The sequence below is a fragment of the Anaeropeptidivorans aminofermentans genome (assembly GCF_940670685.1).
Classification (GTDB): domain Bacteria; phylum Bacillota; class Clostridia; order Lachnospirales; family UBA5962; genus Anaeropeptidivorans; species Anaeropeptidivorans aminofermentans.
In genome coordinates, this window is record NZ_OW711693.1 from 2259368 (window position 1) to 2282338 (window position 22971).

A 22971-nucleotide genomic window follows, 5' to 3' on the forward strand; every position below is an offset into this window, starting at 1 on the left:
TTACATTTTGACGAAAATGAATTCTGTCAAAATGATTAAACCCTGCGGTGTCAAAAAATCATTGTAGGGTATCTTTTTATAAATCTATCTTCTTATATTAAAGACCTTTAAGGGCCCTGGTATAATTTTCTATGAGAATGCTTCTTCATTAACTATAAACCCTATTTTTGTACAAAAAAACACCGATATATCATCGGCGTTCTTTTAGAAATCGTGCAAAAATTAATTTATAACAAGAGGTGCATTTGATGTTTCAGCTTTTATTTTAACTTTTCTCTGGGCATTGTCAAAGTCTGTACTCTGTGCCTCAACGATGTTTGAATTGTTAATTATATGGTTCATTCCGCTTAAGCCCAGTTTAACATTATTAAGAGAAGTTTGTGCCTTAATGTGATAGCCTAAGTCATGAGCGGAAGGAAGATTCATTACGAATTTTCCGTTAGAGGCGTCAAGAACCCATGTGTAATTATTATAAAGCTTAAAATAATCTATATTGATATTCACCGGGCCGTTGCTTGAAGAAAGCTTAAGGTTTGAAATGTCAAGGCTTGTTGCGTTGATGTTTCCGTTAAAAAGCTCTATGGAAGCGTTTTCTCCTGTAATGTTCAATAATGTTACAGGGCCGTTTCCGCAGTCTGCCTTTATATTTCTGGCGTGTATATTTTTAAGCTCTGTTCTGCTGTTTATGGCGTTTATAGTAAAATATTCCGCTGCAATTGTAGATACATAGGCGCTTCCGTTTACGGTTTCAAGCTTTATGTCTTTAAAGAGAGATTCAGGAACATAAGCGTCTATGGCAACAAATTCAAAGGCATCTTCGTCGTAATTAAGATAGTATTTATCTCCCAGCTTCATAAGTTCTATGGAAGCACCGTGAACTTTAGGCCTGTAATAAACCTTTGCAGTAATTTTATCTCCGTTATAGCCGTTAACCATGATGTCTCCGTTTAAACCTGAAAGATTAAGCTCACAGTATCCTGCTTCCACTTTAAGCTCAAAATTCTTTTCAAAGGAGTTTTTTACATTTCCTGAGAATGAAGGCGCAGGCCCTCTATATCCGCCGGAAGGAGAGTTTAAGGATTTTGAAATAGCCTCTGCCATATTTGCTGTTTTTTCTGCAACAGTTTCCGCTAATTTTTGAAGCCTTGGCTCCATATCCTTTGCGAAGGTATCAAATTTCCTGCCTAAATCATTGGCGAAATCGTCAAGGCCAAGTCCCTGGGAGCCGCTGTTACCGCCGGTCGAGGGACCTCTTTGCTGGTTTTGGCTGTATTGGTTCCCATTATATTGGTTTTGATTATAAGAGCCCTCTTGGCCTCCTCTTCCGAAATCATTTCTTCTGTTATTTACAGGTGTTGGGCCACCGTCTTCAAAGCTTCCAGCATTGCTCATTCTTGCGCGTTTTTCCTCAACGCTCATTTTTGCCGCTCTTTCCTGATCGTCAGATGCGGCTTCCATCAGCCTTGCGGCTTCCTCGGCATTTATTTTTCCTTCTTCAAGCATTTTTAATATCATCATTTTTTCGTTAGCCATTGATTGTCCTCCCTGTTATCCTAAAGGAATTCTTATTCGATTATTGCCTTGCTTATAGTAATATACGCATATGGAATTAAAAAGTTAGATTAATTATTTAATATTTCCTGAATTCGTTCTCCTGATTTTAAACCGTTGCCGGAAATTACAATTATTATTTCATCGCTTTCTTTTAATATGCCCTTTTCCATAAGCTGAAGGGCTCCTGCTACGGTGGCGGCAGAAGTAGGCTCTATATAATATCCCTTTTTCAATATAAATTTAAGAGCTTCTTTGATTTCCTCTTCTTTTACGCTTAGAACGGCTCCTTCGGATAATTTAATTCCTTCTGATATTTCTGCGGCCTTTACAGGCTCTGATATGGAAGTGCCTTCTGCTATGGTAGGCTCTGGAATAAAGTCTTCATTAATTTCTTTAAACATTCTGTAAATAGGATTGCAGTTTGCAGGCTGTACTGCAAATATCTTAGGAAGCTTTTTTATTTCTCCGCTTTCCAGAAGCTCTGTAAATCCTTTTATAAGCCCTAAAACAAGGCTTCCTGCACCGCAGGGAACGATGATGTTTTCAGGCTCTTTAAAATTATTTTGCTCCCAAAGCTCATAGGCTATGGATTTAGTCCCTTCCGTAAATAAAGGATGCCAGTTATGCCCCGCATAAGCTTTGTCAAATTTCTGGGCAGCATATGCAACGTCGCTCCTGCTGCCTTTTATTTCATTAATATCTGCGCCGTAAGCCTTGGCCTGCAGAATTTTTCCCGATGAATTACCGTGAGGAACGTACAAGGCACATTTGAGCCCTCCGAGGGCGCAATAGCCTGCTACCGAAGCCGCGGCGTTTCCTGAGCTGTCTTCTGTAAAAAATCCGGCATTGTAATTATTTAAATAATTGATTACCATTACGGTTCCCCTATCTTTAAAGGAACCGGTAGGCATAAGATATTCAAGCTTAAGGCGTATATTGTAATTTTCATAATTAAGCCTTGCAAGCGGCGTAAGGCCCTCATTATAAGAAATAAGCGCCTCATCTTTTTTCAGAGGATAGGCCGCATCATAGCGCCACATGTTGAGCCTTTCAGATTTAATATCCTTCTTTGTGAACTTAAACTTATCCTTAAGCACAATATATCCGCCGCAGTCACATTTCCATCTTAACTCGCCAAAATCATATTCTTTTCCGCATGTTCTGCATAAAAACTTCATAGCCCTGCCTCCGTTCATTTCTTATAATAAAATAAGAATATGTCAATTACATAAAGATGTCAATGATACTTATTTAATGCAAAAGATAAATCCATAAAGCGTTTGCCTTTCGCCTAAAACAGTCTTTTGGCAAGGCATCTGTCGGAAAATACCAAAATCCCATTGAAACTTCGAGTACCTTTGCATTTTATCCAAAATGAATTCAGATAAAATGCATAAATCTGCGACGCTAAAGCCTAAAATTTGATGTACATTTTTCATGGACTTGTCGTAATGAGTGCTTAAATAAAAAACAAAAAGCTTCGGGAATTCCCGAAGCTTCTTACTTTTCTACGAAAGCTCAAACATACCTGTATAAAGCTTATAATATCTGCCTTTTTCCTTCAGGAGCTCGCTGTGGTCTCCTCTTTCTATAATTTCTCCGTTTTCCATAACCATAATGGCGTTGGCGTTTCTAACGGTGGAGAGCCTGTGAGCGATTACAAATACGGTTCTTCCTTTCATCAGCTGATTCATGCCTTCTTCTATAAGGAATTCAGTCCTTGTGTCTATGGAGCTTGTGGCCTCATCAAGAACAAGCACTGGGGGATTTGCAACCGCCGCCCTTGCTATGGATAAAAGCTGCCTTTGGCCTTGGCTTAAGCTTCCGCCGTCATCTGTAATATAGGTATTATAGCCTTCCGGCATATATTTGATAAAGGAATGGGCGTTGGCAAGCTTTGCAGCAGCAACCACTTCTTCATCTGTTGCGTCAAGCCTTCCATAACGTATATTATCGAATATGGTTCCCGAAAATAAATGAGTGTCCTGTAAAACCATGCCGAGGGAGCGTCTTAAGTCGGCCTTTTTAATTTTATTTATATTGATTCCGTCATAACGTATTCTGCCGTCTGGCACATCATAGAACCTATTGAGAAGATTTGTTATGGTGGTTTTACCGGCTCCTGTAGAGCCTACAAAGGCAATTTTCTGCCCCGGTTTTGCATAAAGGCTTATTTCCTTTAAGACTGTTTTATTTTCTTCATAACCGAAAACAACATCTGTAAAGGTAACATCTCCCTTTAGAAGGGTATAAAGCTCTTTTCCTTCCTGGGGATTTTTCCATGCCCATGTTCCTGTCTGCTCGTCTACTTCTTCGATTTTTCCGTCTTCAGATACTTTAACATTTACTAAAGTAACAAAGCCTTCATCCGTTTCAGGCTCCTGATCAAGAACCTCAAATATTCTTTCCGCTCCGGCTATTGCCTGAAGAATAGAGTTAAACTGCTGGGATATTTGATTTATAGGCTGGCTGAAGCTTCTTGTATACTGTAAAAATGATGCAAGAGAACCTAAGTCGAAGCCGAATCTTATGGAATATATGGCCCCAAGCATAGCTGTTACGGCATAAAGCACATAAGATAAATTCACCAGAACAGGCATCATGAGATTTGCAAAGGTATTGGCCCCGCAGGCGGAAGCAAAAAGCTCATCATTCAGTTTTTCAAAATTGTCCTTTGATACTTCCTCATAATTAAATACCTTTACAACCTTCTGGCCTTCTATCATTTCTTCAACGTATCCGTTAAGGTTTCCTACGGATTTCTGCTGCCTGCCGAAATAAAACCGGCTTCTTTTTCCAAGACCCTTTACGGCATTAAGCATTACAAAAAGCATTGCAACTACAATAAGCGTAAGCACAGGGCTCAGCAGAAGCATTGAGATGAATACCCCTACGGCCATTACAACGGAATTTATAAACTGTATACTGCTTTGGCCAAGCAATTCCCTTAGGGCATCCGTATCGCTTGTAAACCGGCTCATGATTTCCCCGTGGGTTCTCGAATCAAAATATTTAAGGGGCAATGTCTGCAAATGGCTGAATAAGTCGGTACGTATTTTATAAAGTGCAGTCGTTGCTACCTTTACCATGATTCTGTTATAAACAAAAGTTGCAATTGCTCCTGCAGCATAGATACAGCCCATAATCATAAGAGCGTTTATAAATCCGCTTAAATCGGGATTTTCATGCTTTACATAAGGAAGTATATAGTTATTGATAAGAGGCTTTAAAAAATACGTTCCTGCAATCTGTGCCCCGGAGCTTATCAGAACAAACAGGAGAACAAGGCTTAGATACAGTTCAAATCCGCTTAAATAGCTGAAAATTCTTTTTATTGTCTTAATAGGATTTTTAGGCTTTTCAAATTTCTTTCCTTCTCGCGCCATTAAGCCTCCTCCTTCATTTGAGAATGATATATTTCTCTGTAAACTTCGCTTTTTTCCATAAGAGTCTCATGATTTCCTTCCGTTTCAATCTTTCCGTCATTCATAACGAATATTTTATCGCAGTCCATAATGGAAGAAATCCTCTGGGCTATGATAATAGAAGTCATATCCCTAAGATTTTTTCTAAGGGCAGCTCTTATGGCGCTGTCTGTAGCCGTATCAACAGCACTTGTACTGTCGTCTAAAATAATTATTTTCGGTTTTTTAATCAGGGCCCTTGCGATACAAAGCCTTTGCTTCTGGCCGCCGGAAAGGTTAACCCCGCCCTGCTCTATCCACGTATCGTAGCCGTTTGGAAAGCTCATGATAAAATCATGAGCCTGAGCTGCTTTACAGGCTTCTATAATTTCCTCATCGGTGGCGTTTTTGTCGCCCCATCTTAAGTTTTCCTTTATGGTGCCGGAGAAAAGAACGTTTTTCTGCAATACCATTGAAACCGATTCTCTTAAGGCTTCAAGGTCATAGTCTTTTACGTCTATGCCCCCTACTTTTACTTTTCCCTTATGAACATCGTAAAGCCTTGGTATAAGCTGTACAAGGGTGGTTTTTCCCGAACCTGTTCCGCCGATAATTCCGATGCTTTCTCCGGAGTTTATATGAATATTGATGTCTTCAAGGATATACTCTTCTGCATTTTCATTATAGGAAAAATAAGCATTTTCAAACTCTACCGAGCCGTTGGGTATGTTTTTTAAAGGACTATTGTTATTTCTAATTTCCGGCTCTTCATTAATTACTTCTGCGATACGTTCTACGGAAGCTCTTGAAATAGAAAGCTGTACAAAAGCCATGGAAAGCATCATAAGAGACATTAATATCTGCGTAACATAGCTTATAAAGCTCATTAATTCTCCCGTTAGCATATTGCCTAGAATAATCATATTGCCGCCGAACCAGAATATGGCAATCATACAGCCGTACATAACAAACTGCATGGTAGGCATCATAAAATTAAGAACTCTTTCGGCAGAGGCTTGGGCATCTCTAACGTTTCCCGCAATTTTTCTGAACTTTTCATTTTCAAAAGTTTCTCGTACAAACGCTTTTACGGTACGGATACCTATGATATTTTCCTGCACAGTAGAGTTCAAATTGTCATACTGCTTAAGCATTTTTTGAAATCTCACAAAAGCATTTTTTATTATAAGCACTAAAGAAATTATGAGAATAGGAACAGCAATGGCAAAAATAAACGTAAGGCTTGAATTTATGGAAAAGGCCATAAAAATAGCGCATATAAACATTATCGGGGCCCTTACCAAAAGCCTTAGGCTTATCATAACCGCATTCTGGGTATTGTTTGTGTCGGTGGTTATTCTTGTTATAAGGGAAGCTGTACTGAATTTATCTATGTTGGAAAAAGAAAAATCTTGTATTTTTCCGAAAATGGCCTTTCTTACTTCTTTGGAAAATCCTGTTCCGGCAACGGCTGCAAATCTCGCAGAAAGCCCGCCGAAAACAAGAGACAAAATAGCCATAAGTATCATGAGCATTCCCATTTTAACAATATAATTCATATCCTGCTGGGCTATACCTATATCAATAATGCCGGCCATTATTCTGGGTATGGAAACTTCAAGAAGAACTTCCAGTATTACTGTTAAAGGCGCCAATATAGCGAAAAGTTTATATTTTTTTAAATAGGGAAGAAGGGTTTTGATCATTCTTCGTTTCTCCTTTCTTTTTCTGCCATCATACCCTCTAAAGCCTTGAAAGAAATCATATCATTGCCCTCCGGGTCGTAAAACTCTGTATTTCGGATATTTTTAATCATTTTGCTTAGCAGAGCCTTTATTGCATCAAGCTCTTTGTCTGAAAAATCCTTAAGCATAGCCTCCTCTACCTCTTGAATCATGGTGTTTCCCACCTTGGATATTTCAACTCCTCTTTCGGTTAAGCGTATTCGGTTTTTACGCAAGTTCTCTTGGTCTGTCTCTTTTATAATGAGTCCGGCCTTTTCCATACGTTTTGTTGAAATGGCTACCGTAGTGGGCGTAATCATAAGCTCTTTCGCAATTTCAGCCTGAGTGCATTCCGGGTGAAGGTCTATATAATCCAAAATAGGAAGCTGCCCCATATGTATGGAAAGGGTGCCTGATATTCTGTGAAAAATAGTACGCCTTACTGCGCCAAGATACATCATGAGCATATTTATTTCTTTTTTCTTGTTTTTATTGTAACAATTCATATTAAAAACCCCTTTGATAGCCGGCTAATTGTTAGCCGTTTAACAATTATATACAGAATATACTTAACTGTCAATATGTTTTTTACAGGCAGCATAGCTTTAAGGTAGTAACAAAAATCTTTTTTTATAAATAGCTCGAATATAATAGAAACACTTGCATTAAGCCATTCAAATTACACGGTTTTTATTACTGTAATTAAATTATTTTACTATATTAGGCATACGTATTTTTAGGATTCACTTATTAATACCTAAAATATACGGTTAAATCACTAAAAAAGCCTGAAATGAAATTTCATTTCAGGCTTTTTATTTTGAAATATTATTATACTATTTAAATCCAAACATTGCCGCTCCTATGGCACCTGCATAGCTTGAATCAGCATGGGTAACGATATTGTATCCTGTTATTTCGGAAACCGTATCAACTACCCTTTGGGACCTGGCAAGGCCTCCCGTCATTAAAAACAGCTCGTTTTTATCCGGCTGAAGTTTACTTAGCATTTGTGCTATTCTCGCCCCTATAGAACGTAATACGCCGTTTAATATTAAGCTTCTGTCAACGCTTGAAGAAACAAGCCCTATAATTTCTGACTCTGCAAATACGGTGCACATGCTGTTTATATTCACATACTCATTCGTTTGCAGGAAATTATCTATTTCTCCGATGGGGATGTCCAGGGTTTGACATGCCATATCGAGAAATCTTCCTGTTCCTGCCGCGCATTTATCATTCATAAAAAATGACATGGCTTTCTTATTCCTGATTTTTATTACCTTGCAGTCTTGGCCGCCAATATCTATAATTCCGCCGATTTCAGGATTCAGGTAAATGCCCCCCACAGAATGGGCGCTGATTTCCGTAAGAGTTTTTTCCGCAAAATCAATGCTTTCCCTGCCATATCCTGTGGAAACCATAAGGCAGTCCTCCATGGAAAGGCCATTTTTTTCAAGAACAGCTTCTACAATATTTTCGGCAATCTTTGAAGGCTGCCAGCCGGATTTTACAATTGCCCTGTCCAAAACATTTTCTTTGTCTAATAAGGCAACCTTGCAAAAGGTTGAGCCTGAATCTATTCCAATGCTGTATTTATACATTTTCACACCACCGCTACAGCATCTCTATAAATGCAGATATTCTTGTTTTAAGCTGGGCAACGTCCGAATTTGAATAATCTGTTTCAAGACTAATAAAAGGCATTCCCATGCTGTCCATAAGCCTTCTTATGGATTCGGTTTCAATATTATATGTATGGCAGGCCTGTAAATTCACTTCGATTACACCGTCTGCCTTAAATCTATCGCAAAGCTTCCTTAAAAGGTCATATCTTCTTGTATCAGGGGTCATTACAGAACAGCCGATATTTAAGTATTTTTCCGCTATGACCTCATATGGGTCTCTTGCTTCATCTTCGTCTACAAGGTCCTCCACAGATTTCGCTCCGGTGCAGTTTTCATAGGCTACAACTACGCCGCCGCCTTCTTCTATAAGAGGAACCACCTTATTCATCATTCCGCCGATAGGACAGCCTGTAATCAGGATTCTCTTGCTTTTTTCCGATACTTTTCTTACGCCGCTTTCATATTCTTCTTTTATTTTATCGATGGTTGTTCTTAAGGATTCCAGCTTTTTCTCATGGTCAAATTTAAACTGAACGCCAAATAAAACCTGGATTTGCTCCATTCCCGTCATAGGCGGCGGACACAGGGCGCTTAAACCGTAAAGCTCTTTTAGAAGCCTTCTTTCTTCATTTTTATCTTTTATGGCTTTTCTTATGTCCTCTTCGGTAATTGTTACGTTAAATTCTCTTTCAACAACTTCTTTAAGAATGCGAACTTCTTCAAGCCACATCTTTTTAGCCATTTCGGTGTCCTGTCTGTGAGGGAGATTCATAACATGAACATTTTTTATTTCGCCTAAAAGCTCGTACATTTTCTTTTTTCCATCGCAAGTAGTCTCCCCCACTACTAAATCGGAAAAATACATATACGGGCATTTTTGAGTGGCGGCAAATCCATAGCTTGCTTTTATAAGGGGGCATAAATTCCTTGGAAGAACTGCCTCAGCCTCAGGAATTGTCTCCTCGTTTGTAGAGCAAAGACCTACGGGTATTGCTCCTGCTGCCATGAATATTTCTGTCGGAGTATAGGTGCAGAAAGTGCCTACGACCTTTTTCCCCTGATCTTTAAGCTCCTTCATTTCCAGAAAGCCTTTTTTCCTCTGGTCTCCAAAGGTTTCAAATATCTCCGGTAAAGTATTATTTGTCAAAAATCTCACCTCTTATATATTTATATGCCGAGCATAAAGCCCTTGGAGGCATATTTAAGCTTGGTTTGTGGTATAGCCTTTAGAATTGTCCTTATGTCAAATATAAAGACTAAAGTTGTTAGCGTATTAATGGTAGCATATAAAATAATCCATAACAATTGGCTTAAGCCATCTTATCCATCACTCTTTTTTATATATTCTTATGTAAAATATATGGTTTTCTTGTTTTATATTGTATCCGTATGCAGATGACTTAATTTTTGGACAAAAGTTACCGGATTGCGGTCATAAGACATTATAGGTTTTTTTGTCATAAAAGCCTTTAATCCTATTTACAAATTTATAAAAAAGAATTAAAATTAGGTGGTAATTTTTACTAATAAATTATCGTAAATCAAAGCTTTCCAATGGATTTTGAATGCGTAAAAGAATACCGAAGCACATTGAACAGGAAAACATTATAAAGTCAAATGCTTTCCTTAAATTCCAACTTCAAAACCCATATTATTTCTTTTAATAATCTGCCGGTAATATGTTATTACATAAAGCAATTAAGGCTGAGGATTTTAAGATATCAAATTTTTAATTACGCAATTTAAGTTGGAGGGATTTTTGTGGAAATAACAACAGCCGTCGGTATAATTGTAGGTGTTATTGCAGTAATCGGTGCGATGATTTTTAAACACATCAGCTTTACTGCACTTATTAATCCTGCAGCTATGTTCGTTATATTTGTAGGAACTATAGGCTGTATTCTAAATGCCTTTCCTGGAGACCAAATAAAGGTCATTCCAGACCTGTTTCGCATACTTTTTAAAAAAAATGAAAATAATGTAGAAACAATCATAGCCACCTTTGAAGAACTAGCTGCGAAAGTAAGGCGGGACGGCCTTCTTGCCATTGAGGCAGAAATCGGCAACTATGATAATGAGTTTCTTAAAAAGGGCCTTAGAATGCTTGTTGACGGAACAAATGAAGATTATATCGCAGAGGCAATGAACATATCTATGGAAGAAAGCGAAGAAAGACATAATATTAATGCATCAATTTTCTCTCAAGCGGGCGCTTATGCTCCTACCCTTGGTGTTCTCGGAGCGGTATTCGGTCTTATAGCCGCCATGAGAACAATTAATGACACAGACGCCATGGCGGCAGCTATCTCCGCGGCGTTTATAGCGACTATTTTCGGTATCTTTACAGGATATGTGCTCTGGAATCCCTTCGCAAACAAGCTTAAGATAAAGAGCAAGCAGGAAAGCCATGAAAAACGTATGATAATAGAAGGCGTGCTTTCTCTTGCAAGAAACGAATCTCCCGCTATGGTAAAAGAAAAGCTTATGGCCTTTTTATCCGATGCGGAAGTTAGAAGACTCAGCGGAGTGTAATCTTTTTAAATATGATAAAAAAATACATTAATTTTAGAGGCTAACATGAGCAAAGGTAAAAATCATCATCACGAAGAAGAAATGGGAGAAGCTTGGCTTCTGCCTTATTCAGATTTAATGACACTGCTTCTTGCAGTATTTATCGTTTTATTTGCAGTTACTCAGCAGGGACCTAAAAAAGTGGATAGTCTTTCAAATTCTTTTGAAAATATTTTAGGCCAAAGTTTCTTTTACATACCCGGAGTAGGCCTGACAGGCCCAGGTACTTCAACTTCCGATGGTTCCAGTGGTTCCGGCGGAAATTTCAAGACATATTATGCTTCAGAAGAAGAGCAAAAATCTGAGCAGATGCTGAACCTTGAAAACTCCTTAAAAGATTATTTTACAAATACCCAGCTGGGAGAAACCTACGAAATTACAAATACAGGATATGAAGTTGTTTTGGCGCTTCCAAGCGATATTTTATTTCCATTGGGAAGTGCCGTCCTCACTCCTTCTCAAAAGGAAATTGCAAAAGAAGTCTCCAAAATCATATATGAAACTCAAAAAGAAGGGCTTCCTGTTGAAATAAGGGTATCCGGCTATACAGATAATCTTCCTATCCATACCCGCCAATACGAATCTAACTGGCATTTGAGCCTTTCAAGAGCCGTAAGCTTCATGAGCGCCATGCGCGAAGGCTCCGACCTTGACCAGCGCTCCTTCTCGGCCATAGGCCATGGTGAGCTGGACCCTATAGCCGATAATTTAACAGAAGAAGGCCGCCAAAAAAACAGAAGAGTTGAAGTTTCCGTTATCTATGGCTCTAAAGCAGATACAAAACCTGAAAAAAATGAATAATATTGCTGTATAATCTTACAGTAAGTTAGAACCGGAAAGCATTGCGTTTTCCGGTTTTTAAATATTTAGGTTTTAGAATATACTTTGGTAAAAAGCATACGGAATTAAAATTCTTGTTATTTTTTTAGTATTAGCTTACAATATTATAAATAAGTTAAATTTCTATATTATATAATCTTAAACAATAAATTCTTAAGGTTATCTCTATATAAAATCTTATTTCAGGAAAGGTGATTGTAAAAATGAAGGTATTAGTAACAGGCGGCGCCGGATACGTTGGAAGCTGTATCTGCTCGGCATTAATAGATTCCGGCCATACACCGGTAATACTGGACTCCTTATTGTCCGGAAGGGATTATTTTATAAAGGATAAGATTTTTTATAAAGGTGATATTACTGATTCAAATATAATAAATCAGATTTTTTTAGAACACAGTGATATTAAATACACTATAAACTGCGCTGAAAGAGCAACCGTTGACGCTTCCGTCTTTAACCCTTACGACTATTACATTACAAATGTGGTAAAAGGCATCAGCCTTTTCAAAGCGCTTAACGACAATAATTGCAAAAACATTGTTTTCGCTTCTTCTTCCAGTATTTATGAAGATGTTGCCGGATATATGGTTACAGAAAGGTCCCCTATTAATCCAAGAAGCCCCTTTGCCCGTTCCAAATATATTATGGAAATGATTATACAGGATTTTTGCAGAGCCTATGATATGAGATGCATAACATTAAGATATTTTAATCCCATAGGCGCTGATGCCCTTTTGCGTTCAGGCCTTGAAGAAAGCAATTCAAGCAATATTATTTCAAGGCTCATAGCCGCTTCCGACGAAGACGAGCCTTTTATTATTTACGGAGATGACTGGGGAACAAGAGACGGTACGTGCATAAGAGATTATGTCCATATTATGGACGTTGCCCTTGCCCATGTAAAGGCCATTGAAAACTTTGACAGTGCCTTTGAAATCGCTTCCCCTGAACATAAGGGCTATCTGCCCATAAACATAGGCTCAGGAAACGGAGTCACAGTAAAAGAAGTCGTCCTCGCCTTTGAAAACATAATGGGAGAAAGAGTAAATATAAAAATTGGCGAAAGACGTCCGGGAGATATTGCCGGTTCTTATGCCAATATCAATCTTGCAAAAAAGGCCATAGACTGGAACTGCGTATATTCCATGGAAGAAGCAATACTTGACGCTTCCCGCTGGGAAAACAAAAGGAAGTCCGATTCTATGAAATTTATATAGAACGGTCTCTTTGCCATCATTTTACCTTCTATTTTGAAAAATATTAAAATAATTTCTTAATTGCTTCGCCACCAGAACTCCTCAGAAATAATATTGCTCCGGGGGGTTCTATTTTAGTTTATCCTAGTTTTCTGCTTATTTTTAACAAATTAAAAAACAAGTTTGCTAACCGTAAGTGAACTAAGTATAAATCAGTATCTTTCTATAAAATATCGACGCCTAAGCTATATCCCATATGGATAAATACTTGCAGACGCAACAAAAAGGCAGATGGAATAGTTTTTTCTTCCAAAACCGGCAAGGCGGCAGAACCTGTAATTTAAATAAAATTATAGAACCATTAATAAGACACTATATAAAGAAAAAGGGACGTCTGTAAACAGACGTCCCTTCCCTATGCTGCGATTCGCTTAAAAAAGTATTGCCGTATTATTATAAGGATTCTTTTATTCGTTTCTTAGGAAATGCCAAGACCAGCGCTGGCATAGCCTGCGATAGCGGCTGCTATATCAAGACCAGCCGTAACTTCTGCAGAAAATACTAAAAGTAATCTGGTTCCTGCGGTAACAGGAATATTCAGTCCTGTAGTAACACCGCTGCTGACATCTCCAATAGAAATTAATCCCGTGAGGGGTGGCGCCAGCGTAACCACTGCGCCCGGCACTGCAACAAAGGTATCATTAGGTGTTGTAGACTGGAATAACTGAGCGGATACCGTTACAGTCGATCCAATTAAACTTAGTCCAGCACTAATGCTCAAATAACCAGCCAAGGAAGTGATAACTCCATCCCTAGGTACGGAGAATGCAAGGTTTGTAAGTCCAAGCAGACTGATTGTACCGCTGGCAGCAGCGATTCCTGGAAGGTTAAGTCCGAATCCAATAGCGCTGGAGGTGTTAAGCAGTCCTCCTAATACAGTGCTCAAAGCAACCGGTGTACCAGATGCAAACGGAATAATTGCTCCTTCACCTGCCGGACCGGTTGGGCCAGTCGGGCCGGTTGGGCCTGTCGGGCCAGTTGGGCCAGTTGGGCCTTCAAGACCTGCTGCTCCCGCTGGGCCTGTAGGACCGGTTGGGCCTTCAAGACCTGTTGCTCCCGCTGGACCGGTTGGGCCTGTAGGACCAGTTGGGCCGGTAAGACCTGCTGCTCCCGCTGGACCAGTTGGGCCGGTGGGGCCTTCAATACCTTGAAGTCCCTGAGGACCTTGTGGGCCTGTCGGGCCTTCTGGACCTACTGGGCCTTGGAGTCCTTGAGGACCTTGCGGACCGGTTGGGCCTTCTGGGCCTGCAGCGCCTGCGATACCTTGAGGGCCTTGGGGACCTGTCGGGCCTTCTGGGCCTACGGGGCCTTGGAGTCCTTGAGGACCTTGCGGACCGGTTGGGCCTTCTGGGCCTGCGGCTCCTGCCGGACCTACCGGGCCTTGGGGACCTGTCGGGCCTTGAGCTCCCTGCGGGCCTGCCGGGCCTTGGAGCCCCTGCGGGCCTTGGGGGCCTACCGGGCCTTGGGGACCTTGGGGGCCTACCGGGCCTGCTATACCTTGAGGACCCTGTGGACCTTGGGGACCTGTGGGGCCTGCCACACCTTGAGGGCCTGTTGGGCCTTGAGGACCTTGAGGGCCTTGCGGGCCTACCGGACCTTGAGGGCCTGCCGGGCCTTGTGCACCCTGTAGGCCTATTGGGCCGGTTGCTCCTTGCGCACCTTGCGGGCCTTGGGGACCTTGGGCTCCTTGGGGACCTTGCGGCCCCTGGGGACCTTGCGGGCCTTGCGGACCTGTGGGGCCTGTGGGGCCGCCAGCCGGGCCAGTGGGGCCTGTTGGGCCGGTTATTCCATAGCAGCAACATGTTTGTCTCCTGCAAGCACAGGAGTAATTAAGGGAAAACAATCCATTATTTGATCCGTTGCATGTATTATTTTGATTTGAATTGCAATTGCAGCTCATTTAATTACCTCCTTCATTTGGCATATAAGCCTAATACATAATATTAATCAATATGGACAGGAGTTCTTATTAGAGCCTTTACTTTATTGATAATATTGACATTGATTACCAAATATAGTATATTCAAAATGCTTTAGGTTCTGTGCTTGGTTTGATAAAATAAATTAAAACTTTCCTACTTTACTGAAAAGTGTCTTAATATTTCCTTAAATGGCTATTAGTAAAGATATTCTTTGTAAAAACATGCCTATATGGAGTGCTAATAACCGTTTATAATGAATTTGTCAATAATTTCAATAGAATCAGAGCACATAGGTAAATATTTATCTTTCATTTTCATTCCCATTTTAAATTTTCATAAGATACAAGCTGGTATAATATTCAACGCTTTCAATAAAAGATGAAAGAATTTATATTTTCAAATCAAGCCGAAATTTCACAATATATTTTGACTTAAAAGGAGAAGGTTTAAAATGAAACTATCAACAAGAAACATTGTCTTTACCGCCTTATTTATTACCCTCGGCGTTGTTTTCCCACAGGCATTTCACGCTGTAGGTCTCGCAGGGCAAATATTTTCACCGATGCATATCCCTGTGCTTATCTGCGGATTCGTATGCGGGCTTCCTTATGCTGTTATATGCGGCATCGTAACCCCTTTATTATCATCGGCAATTACGGGAATGCCGCCAATTTTTCCTGTAGGGCTCTCTATGATGGCGGAGCTTGCCGCATACGGCCTTTTCAGCGCACTTTTGTATAAGAAGTTTAATGTTTACGTATCTTTAATAGGCGCAATGCTTTTAGGAAGAGTTGTAATGGGAATTGCAAACACCTTGCTTATTGGCCTTGCAGGAAACCCTTATTCCTTCCAGACCTTTATAACAGCCGCTTTTGTAACGGCCCTTCCCGGAATAATACTTCATATTATAATAGTGCCTATTATTGTCATTGCTCTGGAAAAAACAAATCTTTCTACAAATCCTAAAAGAGCGTAATCTAATATATTTTTAGGGGGTATTTTTTGAATATCAATATAAGGCTTTCCGAACCAAAAGATTATGATGAAGTGGAAAATCTTACAAGAGAAGCATTCTGGGGCCTTAATCACCCAGACTGCGACGAGCATTTTTTAGTCCATAAAATAAGGAAATGCTCCGAATATATACCCAAGCTTGATTTTGTAGCAGAAATTGACGGAAAAATAGTGGGAAATATAATATACACACGAAGCAAAGTCATAGATAAAAACGGAAATGCGTATGAAACCATAAATTTCGGTCCTTTAAGCGTTTTGCCGGAATATAAGAATATGGGCATAGGCAAAGCCCTTTTAAATCATACAATTAAAGAGGCAAGAAGCCTTGGCTATAGAGGGATTCTTTTTTATGGGCACCCTGATTATTACCCTAAAGTTGGTTTCCAAAGGGCAGAAGAATTTAATATTACAACTTCAAAGGGAATGAATTTTGACGCCTTTATGGCAATGCCCTTATATGAAGGAGCCTTTGATGGAATTTCCGGAAAATATTATGAAGCGTCTGCATTCTACGATATAACAAAAGAAGAAAAAGAAAAATTCGATGAAAAATTCCCTTCTAAAGAAAAGGCAGTGATGATTTCTGCCGAAGAGCTTATATCAAAGCTTTCTCCGGATGCAGAAGAAGCCCTTATAAAAAATAATATTAAAAATCTCTGTGATATTCGCAGATTCAGCCAAAGGGAAGTTTCCCTCTGGGAAGGAATAGATGATGATGCTATAGAAACCATAAAAAAACATATGGCTGAAAAAGGCTATATCTGGGGAATTTAAAAAAGCGGCTTTTAAGTCGCTTTTTTATTGCAATAAAACAATATTCCCTTAGAGCACCAGATACGATTCAGATACTCTATATCGTCAATTTGCTTTTATACTGCCGTAAGTATTTGGCTTTAGGAAACATAAAATAAAAGAAAAGCAAATTGACAACGCTGCTATTTCATTTGAATTCAAGAAATATACGGTTTTGTTACTGTTTAACTTGAAATTTACTATAATCTCAGGAAATAACGATTTAGATTGTGAAGCAGCCAAACCATCATTTACTGTTATTCTATAATACCTGTTATGTCTTTTATATCTTTAATATGACACTCGTCCATATAATTTATAATTCCTGAAAGGATTTCTTCCGTAACCATAGGATTCATGAAATTAGCTGTCCCTACGGAAATCATAGAAGCCCCTGCCATGATAAATTCAATAGCGTCCTCCCAGTTGGAAATCCCTCCCATGCCTATGATAGGAATCTGAACAGCCTTTCTTACCTGATAAACCATGCGAACTGCCACGGGCTTTATGGCGGGGCCCGAAAGGCCTCCCATTTTATTGGCTAAAACGGGCTTTCTTTTATGAATATCTATCCGCATGCCGAGAAGGGTATTGATTAGTGAAATAGCGTCTGCTCCGGCGGATTCCGCTGATTTTGCAATTTCAGCAATGTCTGTTACATTAGGGCTTAATTTAACGATTAAGGGCTTTGTAATCACTTTTTTAATTTCTCCTACTACCTTTTCAACCATTTCCGTATTGGTGCCAAAGGTAATTCCCCCCTGGGATACATTAGGGCAGGAGATATTAAGCTCCATCATATCGATATCTGCTTCGTTTATTATTTTTGCAACCTCAGCATATTCTTCTACTGTATGGCCGCATATATTGACGATAATTTTCGTATCAAACTGCCTTAAAAAAGGAATATCGTTTTTTATAAACTCATATGCCCCGGGGTTTTGAAGGCCTACAGAATTCAGCATACCGCCGTAAGTTTCCGCTGCCCTTGGAGAAGGGTTCCCTAGCCAAGGCTCAGCAGAAACTCCCTTTACCGTAACAGAGCCAAGATTATTTAAATCAATGAAATCAACAAATTCTCTTCCTGAGCCGAAGGTTCCTGAGGCTGTTCCCACAGGATTTTTAAATGTAACATCAGCGATAGTAACAGATAAATTCCTATTCATCCCAGAAAACCTCCTTTGATAAAAATACAGGCCCATCCTTGCAGACCTTTTTATATTCATAGCCTACAGAAGAAGCATTCTTTATTTTTATGGCACAGCATACGCAGGTTCCGAAGCCGCAGGCCATTCTTTCCTCAAAGGAAAGATAGGCGCCTATATTTTCTTCCTCTGCGTAAGAGGCTATAAATTTAAGCATAATACTTGGGCCGCAGGCATAAATAATGTCGGCTTTAAAGCCTGAATTTTTAAAACATTGGAGCGCGTTTCCCTGAAAGCCCATAGAGCCGTCGTCTGTTGAAATATGATTTTCTATCCCTAAAGCCTTAAATGCTTCTTCAAGAATCACATGGTCTTTTGACCTGAAGCCTGTAAATACTTCTATCGTATTATTTTCCTCTGCAATCAACTTTTTGCTAAGCTCCAAAAGGGGCGGAACCCCTACCCCTCCGCCGATAACGGCGATGTTTTTTCCTTTTTCGGGCATAAAACCGTTTCCGAAGGGGCCGGATATTCTTATGGTGCTTTCGGAAGGGATGAAAGACATTTCCAAAGTGCCTTTTCCGGCTATTTGGTATATGATTCTTAAAATGCCTTCTTCTTTATTGATTTCACATATGCTGATGGGCCTCGGAAGAATCAAGTCTTTCCTTTCAAGATAAATGTTTATAAATTGTCCTTCATGGGCAGCTTGCGCTATTTCCGGGCAGTAAATATACATATCATATATTTTTAAGGCTATTTCCTTATTTTCAATAACCTTTGCAAAAGTATACTTTTTCATTCTCCACCTCTAGCGGCCAATGGGGTATATATCTACACCGTCTGCCGATATTTTCTTTTCCATCACTCTTAATACAGCTTCTACCGTATCTAATGAGGTCATAAGCTTTGTTCCGCCTTCGATTGCGGCTCTCCTGATTCTAAAGGCATCGCTGTTGATGTCGTTGCTTTTTGAAGGAATATCCACTACGAAGTCTATGATTCCGCTTCTGATAGTATCCAAGATATTGGGAACGCCTTCTCCTATTTTCTTCACTGTTTTTACGTCAATGCCTGCTTCCTGCATGGTGTTTGCAGTTCCCTCCGTGGCTATGAAATTACAGCCCAAGGCTTCAAACCGCTTTGCAAGAGGAATAAAGTTCTTCTGTTCTCTTCTTCTTAAGGTAACGAGGATATTGCAGTTTTTTTCGGGTATTTTCATGCCGGAACCGACAAAGCCTTTATAAAACGCCTCTTCAAGGGTCTTGCCGATGCCTAAAACCTCTCCTGTTGAACGCATTTCAGGTCCTAAAGTAGCTTCAACCTGCGGAAGCTTCTCCGTTGAGAAAACAGGGACTTTAACCGTTACAAAATCAGGCTCTTTATAGATTTCAGTATTGTAGCCAAGGTCTTTAAGCCTTTCGCCAAGCATAACCTTTGTCGCAACCTCTATAATGGGAACCCCTGTAACCTTGGAGATATAAGGAACTGTTCTTGACGAACGAGGGTTAACCTCTATAATGTAAAGCTCGTTTTCAAACTCTATAAACTGAATATTAATCATGCCCATAACTTCAAGGGCTATGGAAATATCCGCAGTAACCTTTAATATTTTATCCTTCATTTCCCGAGAAATGCTTTGGGGTGGATAGATGGAAATACTGTCTCCTGAATGGATTCCCGCTTTTTCAAGGTGTTCCATGATTCCCGGGATAAACACGGTTTCTCCGTCGCATATGGCGTCTACCTCGATTTCTCTTCCGCCTAAATACCGGTCAATGAGAACGGGGTTTTTGCTATCCTTTATAAAAGCGTCTTTTAAATATCTTGTAAGCTCTGATTCCTCATAGGTGATTTCCATACCCTGGCCGCCAAGAACATAGGAAGGACGCACCAAAAGCGGGAATGTAAGCTCCTTTGCGATTTTAAGGCCCTGCTCAAGATTCCATACGCCTTTGCCTTTCGGACGGAGGATATTGAGTTTTTCAAGAAGTTCATCGAATTTTTCCCTGTCTTCTGCCGTATCGATTTGGTCCGGCTTTGTTCCGTAGATGGGAATGTTCATTTCTTTAAAGAAATTGGCAAGCTTTATTGCAGTCTGGCCGCCGAACTGCAGTATAACACCGTCCGGCTTTTCCTTTTGAACTACATTTAAAACATCTTCTTCCGTAAGAGGCTCAAAGTAAAGCTTATCGGAAATGTCAAAGTCTGTGCTTACGGTTTCCGGGTTATTATTTACGATGATGGTTTCGATACCCATTTTCTTAAGGGCAAGAACACTGTGTACGGAGCAGTAGTCAAATTCTATCCCCTGACCTATTCTGATAGGGCCTGAACCGATTACCATAACCTTCTTTTTATCCGTAATTTTCACTTCGTCCTCAAAGTCATACGTGGAATAATAGTAAGGAGAAACGGCTTCAAATTCTCCGGCACAAGTGTCTACCATTTTATAAACAGGGTTTACATTGTATTTTTCTCTAAGGGCATATATTTCCTTAGGGCTGCATTTTAAAAGGTTTGCCATGCCCTTATCTGAAAAGCCGATTTGCTTATATACTCTTAAAACTTCCTCATTGATATCAGAAAGCTTCATTTCTTTCAGGGCTTCTTCCATATCGATGATATTTTTTATTTTTCTGATGAAGAAAGGGTCCATACCGGTAATCTGGCATATTTTCCCTACACGGTAATTTCTTCTGAGCATTTCCGCAAGATGGAAAAGCCTTTCATCGTCCGGCACCTGAACCAGTGCCTTAAGTTCTTCCATAGTTTTATCCCGCGAGGATTTTAAATCAAAATTATACTGGCCTATTTCAAGAGAGCGTATGCCCTTTAAGAGGGCTTGCTCAAGGCTGTTTCCGATGGCCATAACTTCTCCTGTTGCCATCATTTTTGTTCCTAAGGTTCTTTTGGCAAGGCTGAATTTATCAAAAGGCCATTTGGGTATTTTTAAAACCACATAGTCTACCACAGGCTCAAAGCAGGCAAAGGTTTTTCCTGTTACGGCGTTTTTGATTTCATCAAGGTTATATCCCAAGGCAATTTTAGCCGCAACCTTTGCTATGGGGTATCCTGTGGCCTTTGAAGCAAGAGCCGATGAGCGGCTTACCCTTGGGTTTATTTCTATAACAGCATAATTAAAGCTTTCAGGGTCAAGGGCAAACTGAACATTACAGCCCCCTTCTATTTTGATGGCGTCAATTATTTTAATGGCGGAGGTTCGAAGCATTTGATATTCTTTATCTGAAAGAGTTTGTGCCGGAGCTACGACGATGCTGTCTCCCGTATGGACGCCTACAGGGTCGATGTTTTCCATGCTGCACACGGCGATGCAGTTTCCGGCACCGTCCCGCATAACTTCAAATTCAATTTCCTTCCAGCCTTTGATGCTTTTTTCTATAAGCGCCTGATTTACGCGGCTTAATTGAAGGCCAAGGGTGAGTATCTCTCTAAGGTCGTCGCTGTTTTCCGCAATGCCGCCGCCGGTGCCCCCTAAGGTATAGGCTGGGCGTATGATGACGGGATAGCCTATTTTTTCCGCAAAGCTAAGACCGCTTTCTACATCTGTCACGATTTCAGATTCAACGATAGGCTCGTTAATTCTTTCCATAAGCTTTTTAAAGCCGTCTCTGTCTTCTCCTTCTTTAATGCCTTCGATAGAGGTTCCGACAACTCTTACATTATATTTATCCAGAATGCCGCTGTCATAAAGCTCGCAGGAAAGGTTCAGGCCTGTCTGGCCTCCCATACCTGCAATAAGAGAATCAGGACGTTCTTTTGCAATTACCTTTTCAACGAATTCTATATTTAAAGGCTCTATATAAGTATAATGGGCAAGGCCTGCATCTGTCATGATGGTTGCGGGATTGCTGTTTATAAGGACTACCTCTACCCCTTCTTCTTTTATGGCCTCGCAGGCCTGAGTGCCGGAGTAGTCGAATTCGGCGGCCTGGCCTATTACGATGGGGCCTGAGCCTATTACAAGAACTTTTTTAATACTTATGTCTTTAGGCATTTTTATTTCCCCCTTCAGCTATGATTTTAAGAAAATCATCGAATATAAAGCCTGTATCAAGCGGCCCCGGTGAAGCCTCCGGGTGAAACTGCACGCTTGAAACCGGAAGACTTTTATGACGGATACCTTCTAAAGTATTATCGTTTACATTTACCCATGAAGCCATAACCTCTTCTGAGAGCTCTGACACTACAAATTCATGGTTCTGGCTTGATATGTAGCATCTTCCTGTTTCAAGGTTTTTAACCGGGTGATTGCCGCCGTGATGGCCGAATTTCATACGCTCTATTTTGCAGCCGAAGGCTATGGATAAAAGCTGGTGGCCTAAGCAGATACCTACCACCGGCCTAAGGTTCACAAGCTCCTTGATGTTTTCTATTACCTGCGGAATATAGTAAGGGTCTCCCGGGCCGTTGGAAAGGAAAATGCCGTCGGGATTTACTTTAAGTATTTCCTCAACCGATGAAAAGGCGGGAAATACCGTGAGCTTGCATCCTCTTTTCTTTAAAGATTCAAGAATACCTCTTTTTATGCCGAAATCAATCACCGCTAAATGAAGGCCGTTCCCTTCTATGGTGTAAGCTTCCTTTGAGGTAACCTGAGATATAACGTCTATATTTGAATAAGAGTCAAATTTCTCCTTTAAATATTCTTCCGTAAGTTCTTCATTGTCTATGGCAATAATGGCTTTTGTGGTTCCGTTGTTTCTTAAAAATCTTGTTAATGCCCTTGTATCTATGCCTTCTATAGCCATGATTTTATTTTGTTTTAAAAATCCTTCAAGCTTTATCTCACAGCGCCAGTTATTGGGATAATCGCATTTGCTTCTTACCACAAGGCCTGAAAGATGCGGTTTTTCCGCTTCCATATCTTCAAGGTTTATCCCGTAATTGCCTATAAGAGGATAAGTCATGCATACAATCTGGCCTGCAAAGGAGGGGTCTGTAAGGGTCTCCTGATAGCCTGTAAGGCCTGTTGTAAAAACAATTTCCCCTACCGTATCTTTGATATGCCCGAAGGCATATCCGTTAAATGTAGGGCCGTTTTCCAGTATAAGCTTCGCTTTTATATTTTTATCCATGTTGTAAACCTCCCCCCTT

The 22971-nt window shown here is 40.2% G+C and carries 18 protein-coding genes; 6 read left to right on the forward strand and 12 right to left on the reverse strand.

Translation table 11 applies throughout. The features are described from left to right. Positions 1-222: 222 nt before the first annotated feature. The 7 genes from NBX03_RS09480 to NBX03_RS09510 all read right to left on the reverse strand — a co-directional run bounded on the left by NBX03_RS09480 (position 223) and on the right by NBX03_RS09510 (position 9457). On the reverse strand, positions 223-1533 hold the full coding sequence (locus tag NBX03_RS09480) for an SHOCT-like domain-containing protein (RefSeq protein ID WP_250227540.1): 1311 nt from the start codon (positions 1531-1533) through the stop codon (positions 223-225). A gap of 89 nt (positions 1534-1622) precedes the next feature. Then, positions 1623-2732 (reverse strand): threonine synthase, encoded by a 1110-nt coding sequence (locus NBX03_RS09485; RefSeq protein ID WP_250227541.1) that lies wholly within the window; start codon positions 2730-2732, stop codon positions 1623-1625. A gap of 330 nt (positions 2733-3062) precedes the next feature. After that, complete coding sequence (locus NBX03_RS09490; protein WP_250227542.1) at positions 3063-4940, reverse strand: ABC transporter ATP-binding protein; 1878 nt, start codon at positions 4938-4940, stop codon at positions 3063-3065. Next, positions 4940-6664: an ABC transporter ATP-binding protein gene (locus NBX03_RS09495; RefSeq protein ID WP_250227543.1), complete on the reverse strand. Its 1725-nt coding sequence runs from the start codon at positions 6662-6664 to the stop codon at positions 4940-4942. The genes NBX03_RS09490 and NBX03_RS09495 overlap by 1 nt, the downstream gene beginning before the upstream one ends. Next, complete coding sequence (locus NBX03_RS09500; RefSeq protein WP_250227544.1) at positions 6661-7188, reverse strand: MarR family winged helix-turn-helix transcriptional regulator; 528 nt, start codon at positions 7186-7188, stop codon at positions 6661-6663. Before NBX03_RS09500 ends, NBX03_RS09495 begins: the two co-directional genes overlap by 4 nt. Before the next feature lie 330 nt (positions 7189-7518). Next, positions 7519-8286: an acyl-CoA dehydratase activase gene (locus NBX03_RS09505; RefSeq protein ID WP_250227545.1), complete on the reverse strand. Its 768-nt coding sequence runs from the start codon at positions 8284-8286 to the stop codon at positions 7519-7521. A 13-nt stretch (positions 8287-8299) separates the two neighbouring features. Further along, entirely contained in the window at positions 8300-9457 is a 1158-nt protein-coding gene (locus tag NBX03_RS09510; RefSeq protein ID WP_323373224.1) for a double-cubane-cluster-containing anaerobic reductase, read from the reverse strand. Between the two features lie 614 nt (positions 9458-10071). On the opposite strand from NBX03_RS09510, the gene NBX03_RS09515 reads away from it, so the two are divergent. The 3 genes from NBX03_RS09515 to galE all read left to right on the forward strand — a co-directional run bounded on the left by NBX03_RS09515 (position 10072) and on the right by galE (position 12938). Next, positions 10072-10842 (forward strand): MotA/TolQ/ExbB proton channel family protein, encoded by a 771-nt coding sequence (locus tag NBX03_RS09515; protein WP_250227547.1) that lies wholly within the window; start codon positions 10072-10074, stop codon positions 10840-10842. Between the two features lie 45 nt (positions 10843-10887). Next, a complete protein-coding gene (locus NBX03_RS09520) occupies positions 10888-11682 on the forward strand; it encodes a flagellar motor protein MotB (protein ID WP_250227548.1) in 795 nt (264 codons plus the stop codon). Positions 11683-11924: 242 nt separating this feature from the next. Beyond that, positions 11925-12938, forward strand: a complete 1014-nt coding sequence (galE, locus tag NBX03_RS09525; protein ID WP_250227549.1) for a UDP-glucose 4-epimerase GalE — start codon at positions 11925-11927, stop codon at positions 12936-12938. Between the two features lie 457 nt (positions 12939-13395). Here the strand turns inward: galE and NBX03_RS16190 are convergent, their stop codons facing one another. Next, positions 13396-14121: an exosporium glycoprotein BclB-related protein gene (locus NBX03_RS16190; protein ID WP_330638524.1), complete on the reverse strand. Its 726-nt coding sequence runs from the start codon at positions 14119-14121 to the stop codon at positions 13396-13398. On the opposite strand from NBX03_RS16190, the gene NBX03_RS15955 reads away from it, so the two are divergent. The 3 genes from NBX03_RS15955 to NBX03_RS09545 all read left to right on the forward strand — a co-directional run bounded on the left by NBX03_RS15955 (position 14100) and on the right by NBX03_RS09545 (position 16690). Then, a complete protein-coding gene (locus tag NBX03_RS15955; protein WP_323373225.1) occupies positions 14100-14810 on the forward strand; it encodes a hypothetical protein in 711 nt (236 codons plus the stop codon). The genes NBX03_RS16190 and NBX03_RS15955 overlap by 22 nt on opposite strands. Before the next feature lie 540 nt (positions 14811-15350). Next, on the forward strand, positions 15351-15875 hold the full coding sequence (locus tag NBX03_RS09540) for an ECF transporter S component (protein WP_250227550.1): 525 nt from the start codon (positions 15351-15353) through the stop codon (positions 15873-15875). 26 nt (positions 15876-15901) lie between these two features. Further along, positions 15902-16690 (forward strand): GNAT family N-acetyltransferase, encoded by a 789-nt coding sequence (locus NBX03_RS09545; protein ID WP_250227551.1) that lies wholly within the window; start codon positions 15902-15904, stop codon positions 16688-16690. 275 nt (positions 16691-16965) lie between these two features. On the opposite strand, the gene NBX03_RS09550 is transcribed toward NBX03_RS09545, so the two are convergent. From NBX03_RS09550 to carA, 4 genes are read right to left on the reverse strand one after another with little or no spacing between them, the layout of a single operon-like run. Further along, the gene (locus tag NBX03_RS09550) at positions 16966-17874 is read right to left on the reverse strand and encodes a dihydroorotate dehydrogenase (protein ID WP_250227552.1); all 909 of its coding nucleotides are present in this window, start codon (positions 17872-17874) and stop codon (positions 16966-16968) included. Further along, complete coding sequence (locus NBX03_RS09555; protein WP_250227553.1) at positions 17867-18655, reverse strand: dihydroorotate dehydrogenase electron transfer subunit; 789 nt, start codon at positions 18653-18655, stop codon at positions 17867-17869. Before NBX03_RS09555 ends, NBX03_RS09550 begins: the two co-directional genes overlap by 8 nt. A gap of 9 nt (positions 18656-18664) precedes the next feature. Next, positions 18665-21871 carry a carbamoyl-phosphate synthase large subunit gene (gene carB / locus NBX03_RS09560; RefSeq protein WP_250227554.1) on the reverse strand — a complete coding sequence of 1069 codons (3207 nt, stop codon included), beginning with the start codon at positions 21869-21871 and terminating at the stop codon, positions 18665-18667. Continuing rightward, positions 21864-22952, reverse strand: coding sequence for a glutamine-hydrolyzing carbamoyl-phosphate synthase small subunit (carA, locus tag NBX03_RS09565; RefSeq protein ID WP_330638325.1), 1089 nt, complete (start codon positions 22950-22952; stop codon positions 21864-21866). The genes carB and carA overlap by 8 nt, the downstream gene beginning before the upstream one ends. Between the last annotated feature and the right edge of the window lie 19 nt (positions 22953-22971).

Excerpts from the sequence above, each read along its gene's own strand:
- NBX03_RS09480 (WP_250227540.1), bottom strand. The coding sequence starts at position 1,533 with ATGGCTAACGAAAAAATGATGATATTAAAAATGCTTGAAGAAGGAAAA.
- NBX03_RS09485 (WP_250227541.1), bottom strand. The coding sequence starts at position 2,732 with ATGAAGTTTTTATGCAGAACATGCGGAAAAGAATATGATTTTGGCGAG.
- NBX03_RS09490 (WP_250227542.1), bottom strand. The coding sequence starts at position 4,940 with ATGGCGCGAGAAGGAAAGAAATTTGAAAAGCCTAAAAATCCTATTAAG.
- NBX03_RS09495 (WP_250227543.1), bottom strand. The coding sequence starts at position 6,664 with ATGATCAAAACCCTTCTTCCCTATTTAAAAAAATATAAACTTTTCGCT.
- NBX03_RS09500 (WP_250227544.1), bottom strand. The coding sequence starts at position 7,188 with ATGAATTGTTACAATAAAAACAAGAAAAAAGAAATAAATATGCTCATG.
- NBX03_RS09505 (WP_250227545.1), bottom strand. The coding sequence starts at position 8,286 with ATGTATAAATACAGCATTGGAATAGATTCAGGCTCAACCTTTTGCAAG.
- NBX03_RS09520 (WP_250227548.1), top strand. The coding sequence starts at position 10,888 with ATGAGCAAAGGTAAAAATCATCATCACGAAGAAGAAATGGGAGAAGCT.
- galE (WP_250227549.1), top strand. The coding sequence starts at position 11,925 with ATGAAGGTATTAGTAACAGGCGGCGCCGGATACGTTGGAAGCTGTATC.
- NBX03_RS09540 (WP_250227550.1), top strand. The coding sequence starts at position 15,351 with ATGAAACTATCAACAAGAAACATTGTCTTTACCGCCTTATTTATTACC.
- NBX03_RS09550 (WP_250227552.1), bottom strand. The coding sequence starts at position 17,874 with ATGAATAGGAATTTATCTGTTACTATCGCTGATGTTACATTTAAAAAT.
- NBX03_RS09555 (WP_250227553.1), bottom strand. The coding sequence starts at position 18,655 with ATGAAAAAGTATACTTTTGCAAAGGTTATTGAAAATAAGGAAATAGCC.
- carB (WP_250227554.1), bottom strand. The coding sequence starts at position 21,871 with ATGCCTAAAGACATAAGTATTAAAAAAGTTCTTGTAATAGGCTCAGGC.
- carA (WP_330638325.1), bottom strand. The coding sequence starts at position 22,952 with ATGGATAAAAATATAAAAGCGAAGCTTATACTGGAAAACGGCCCTACA.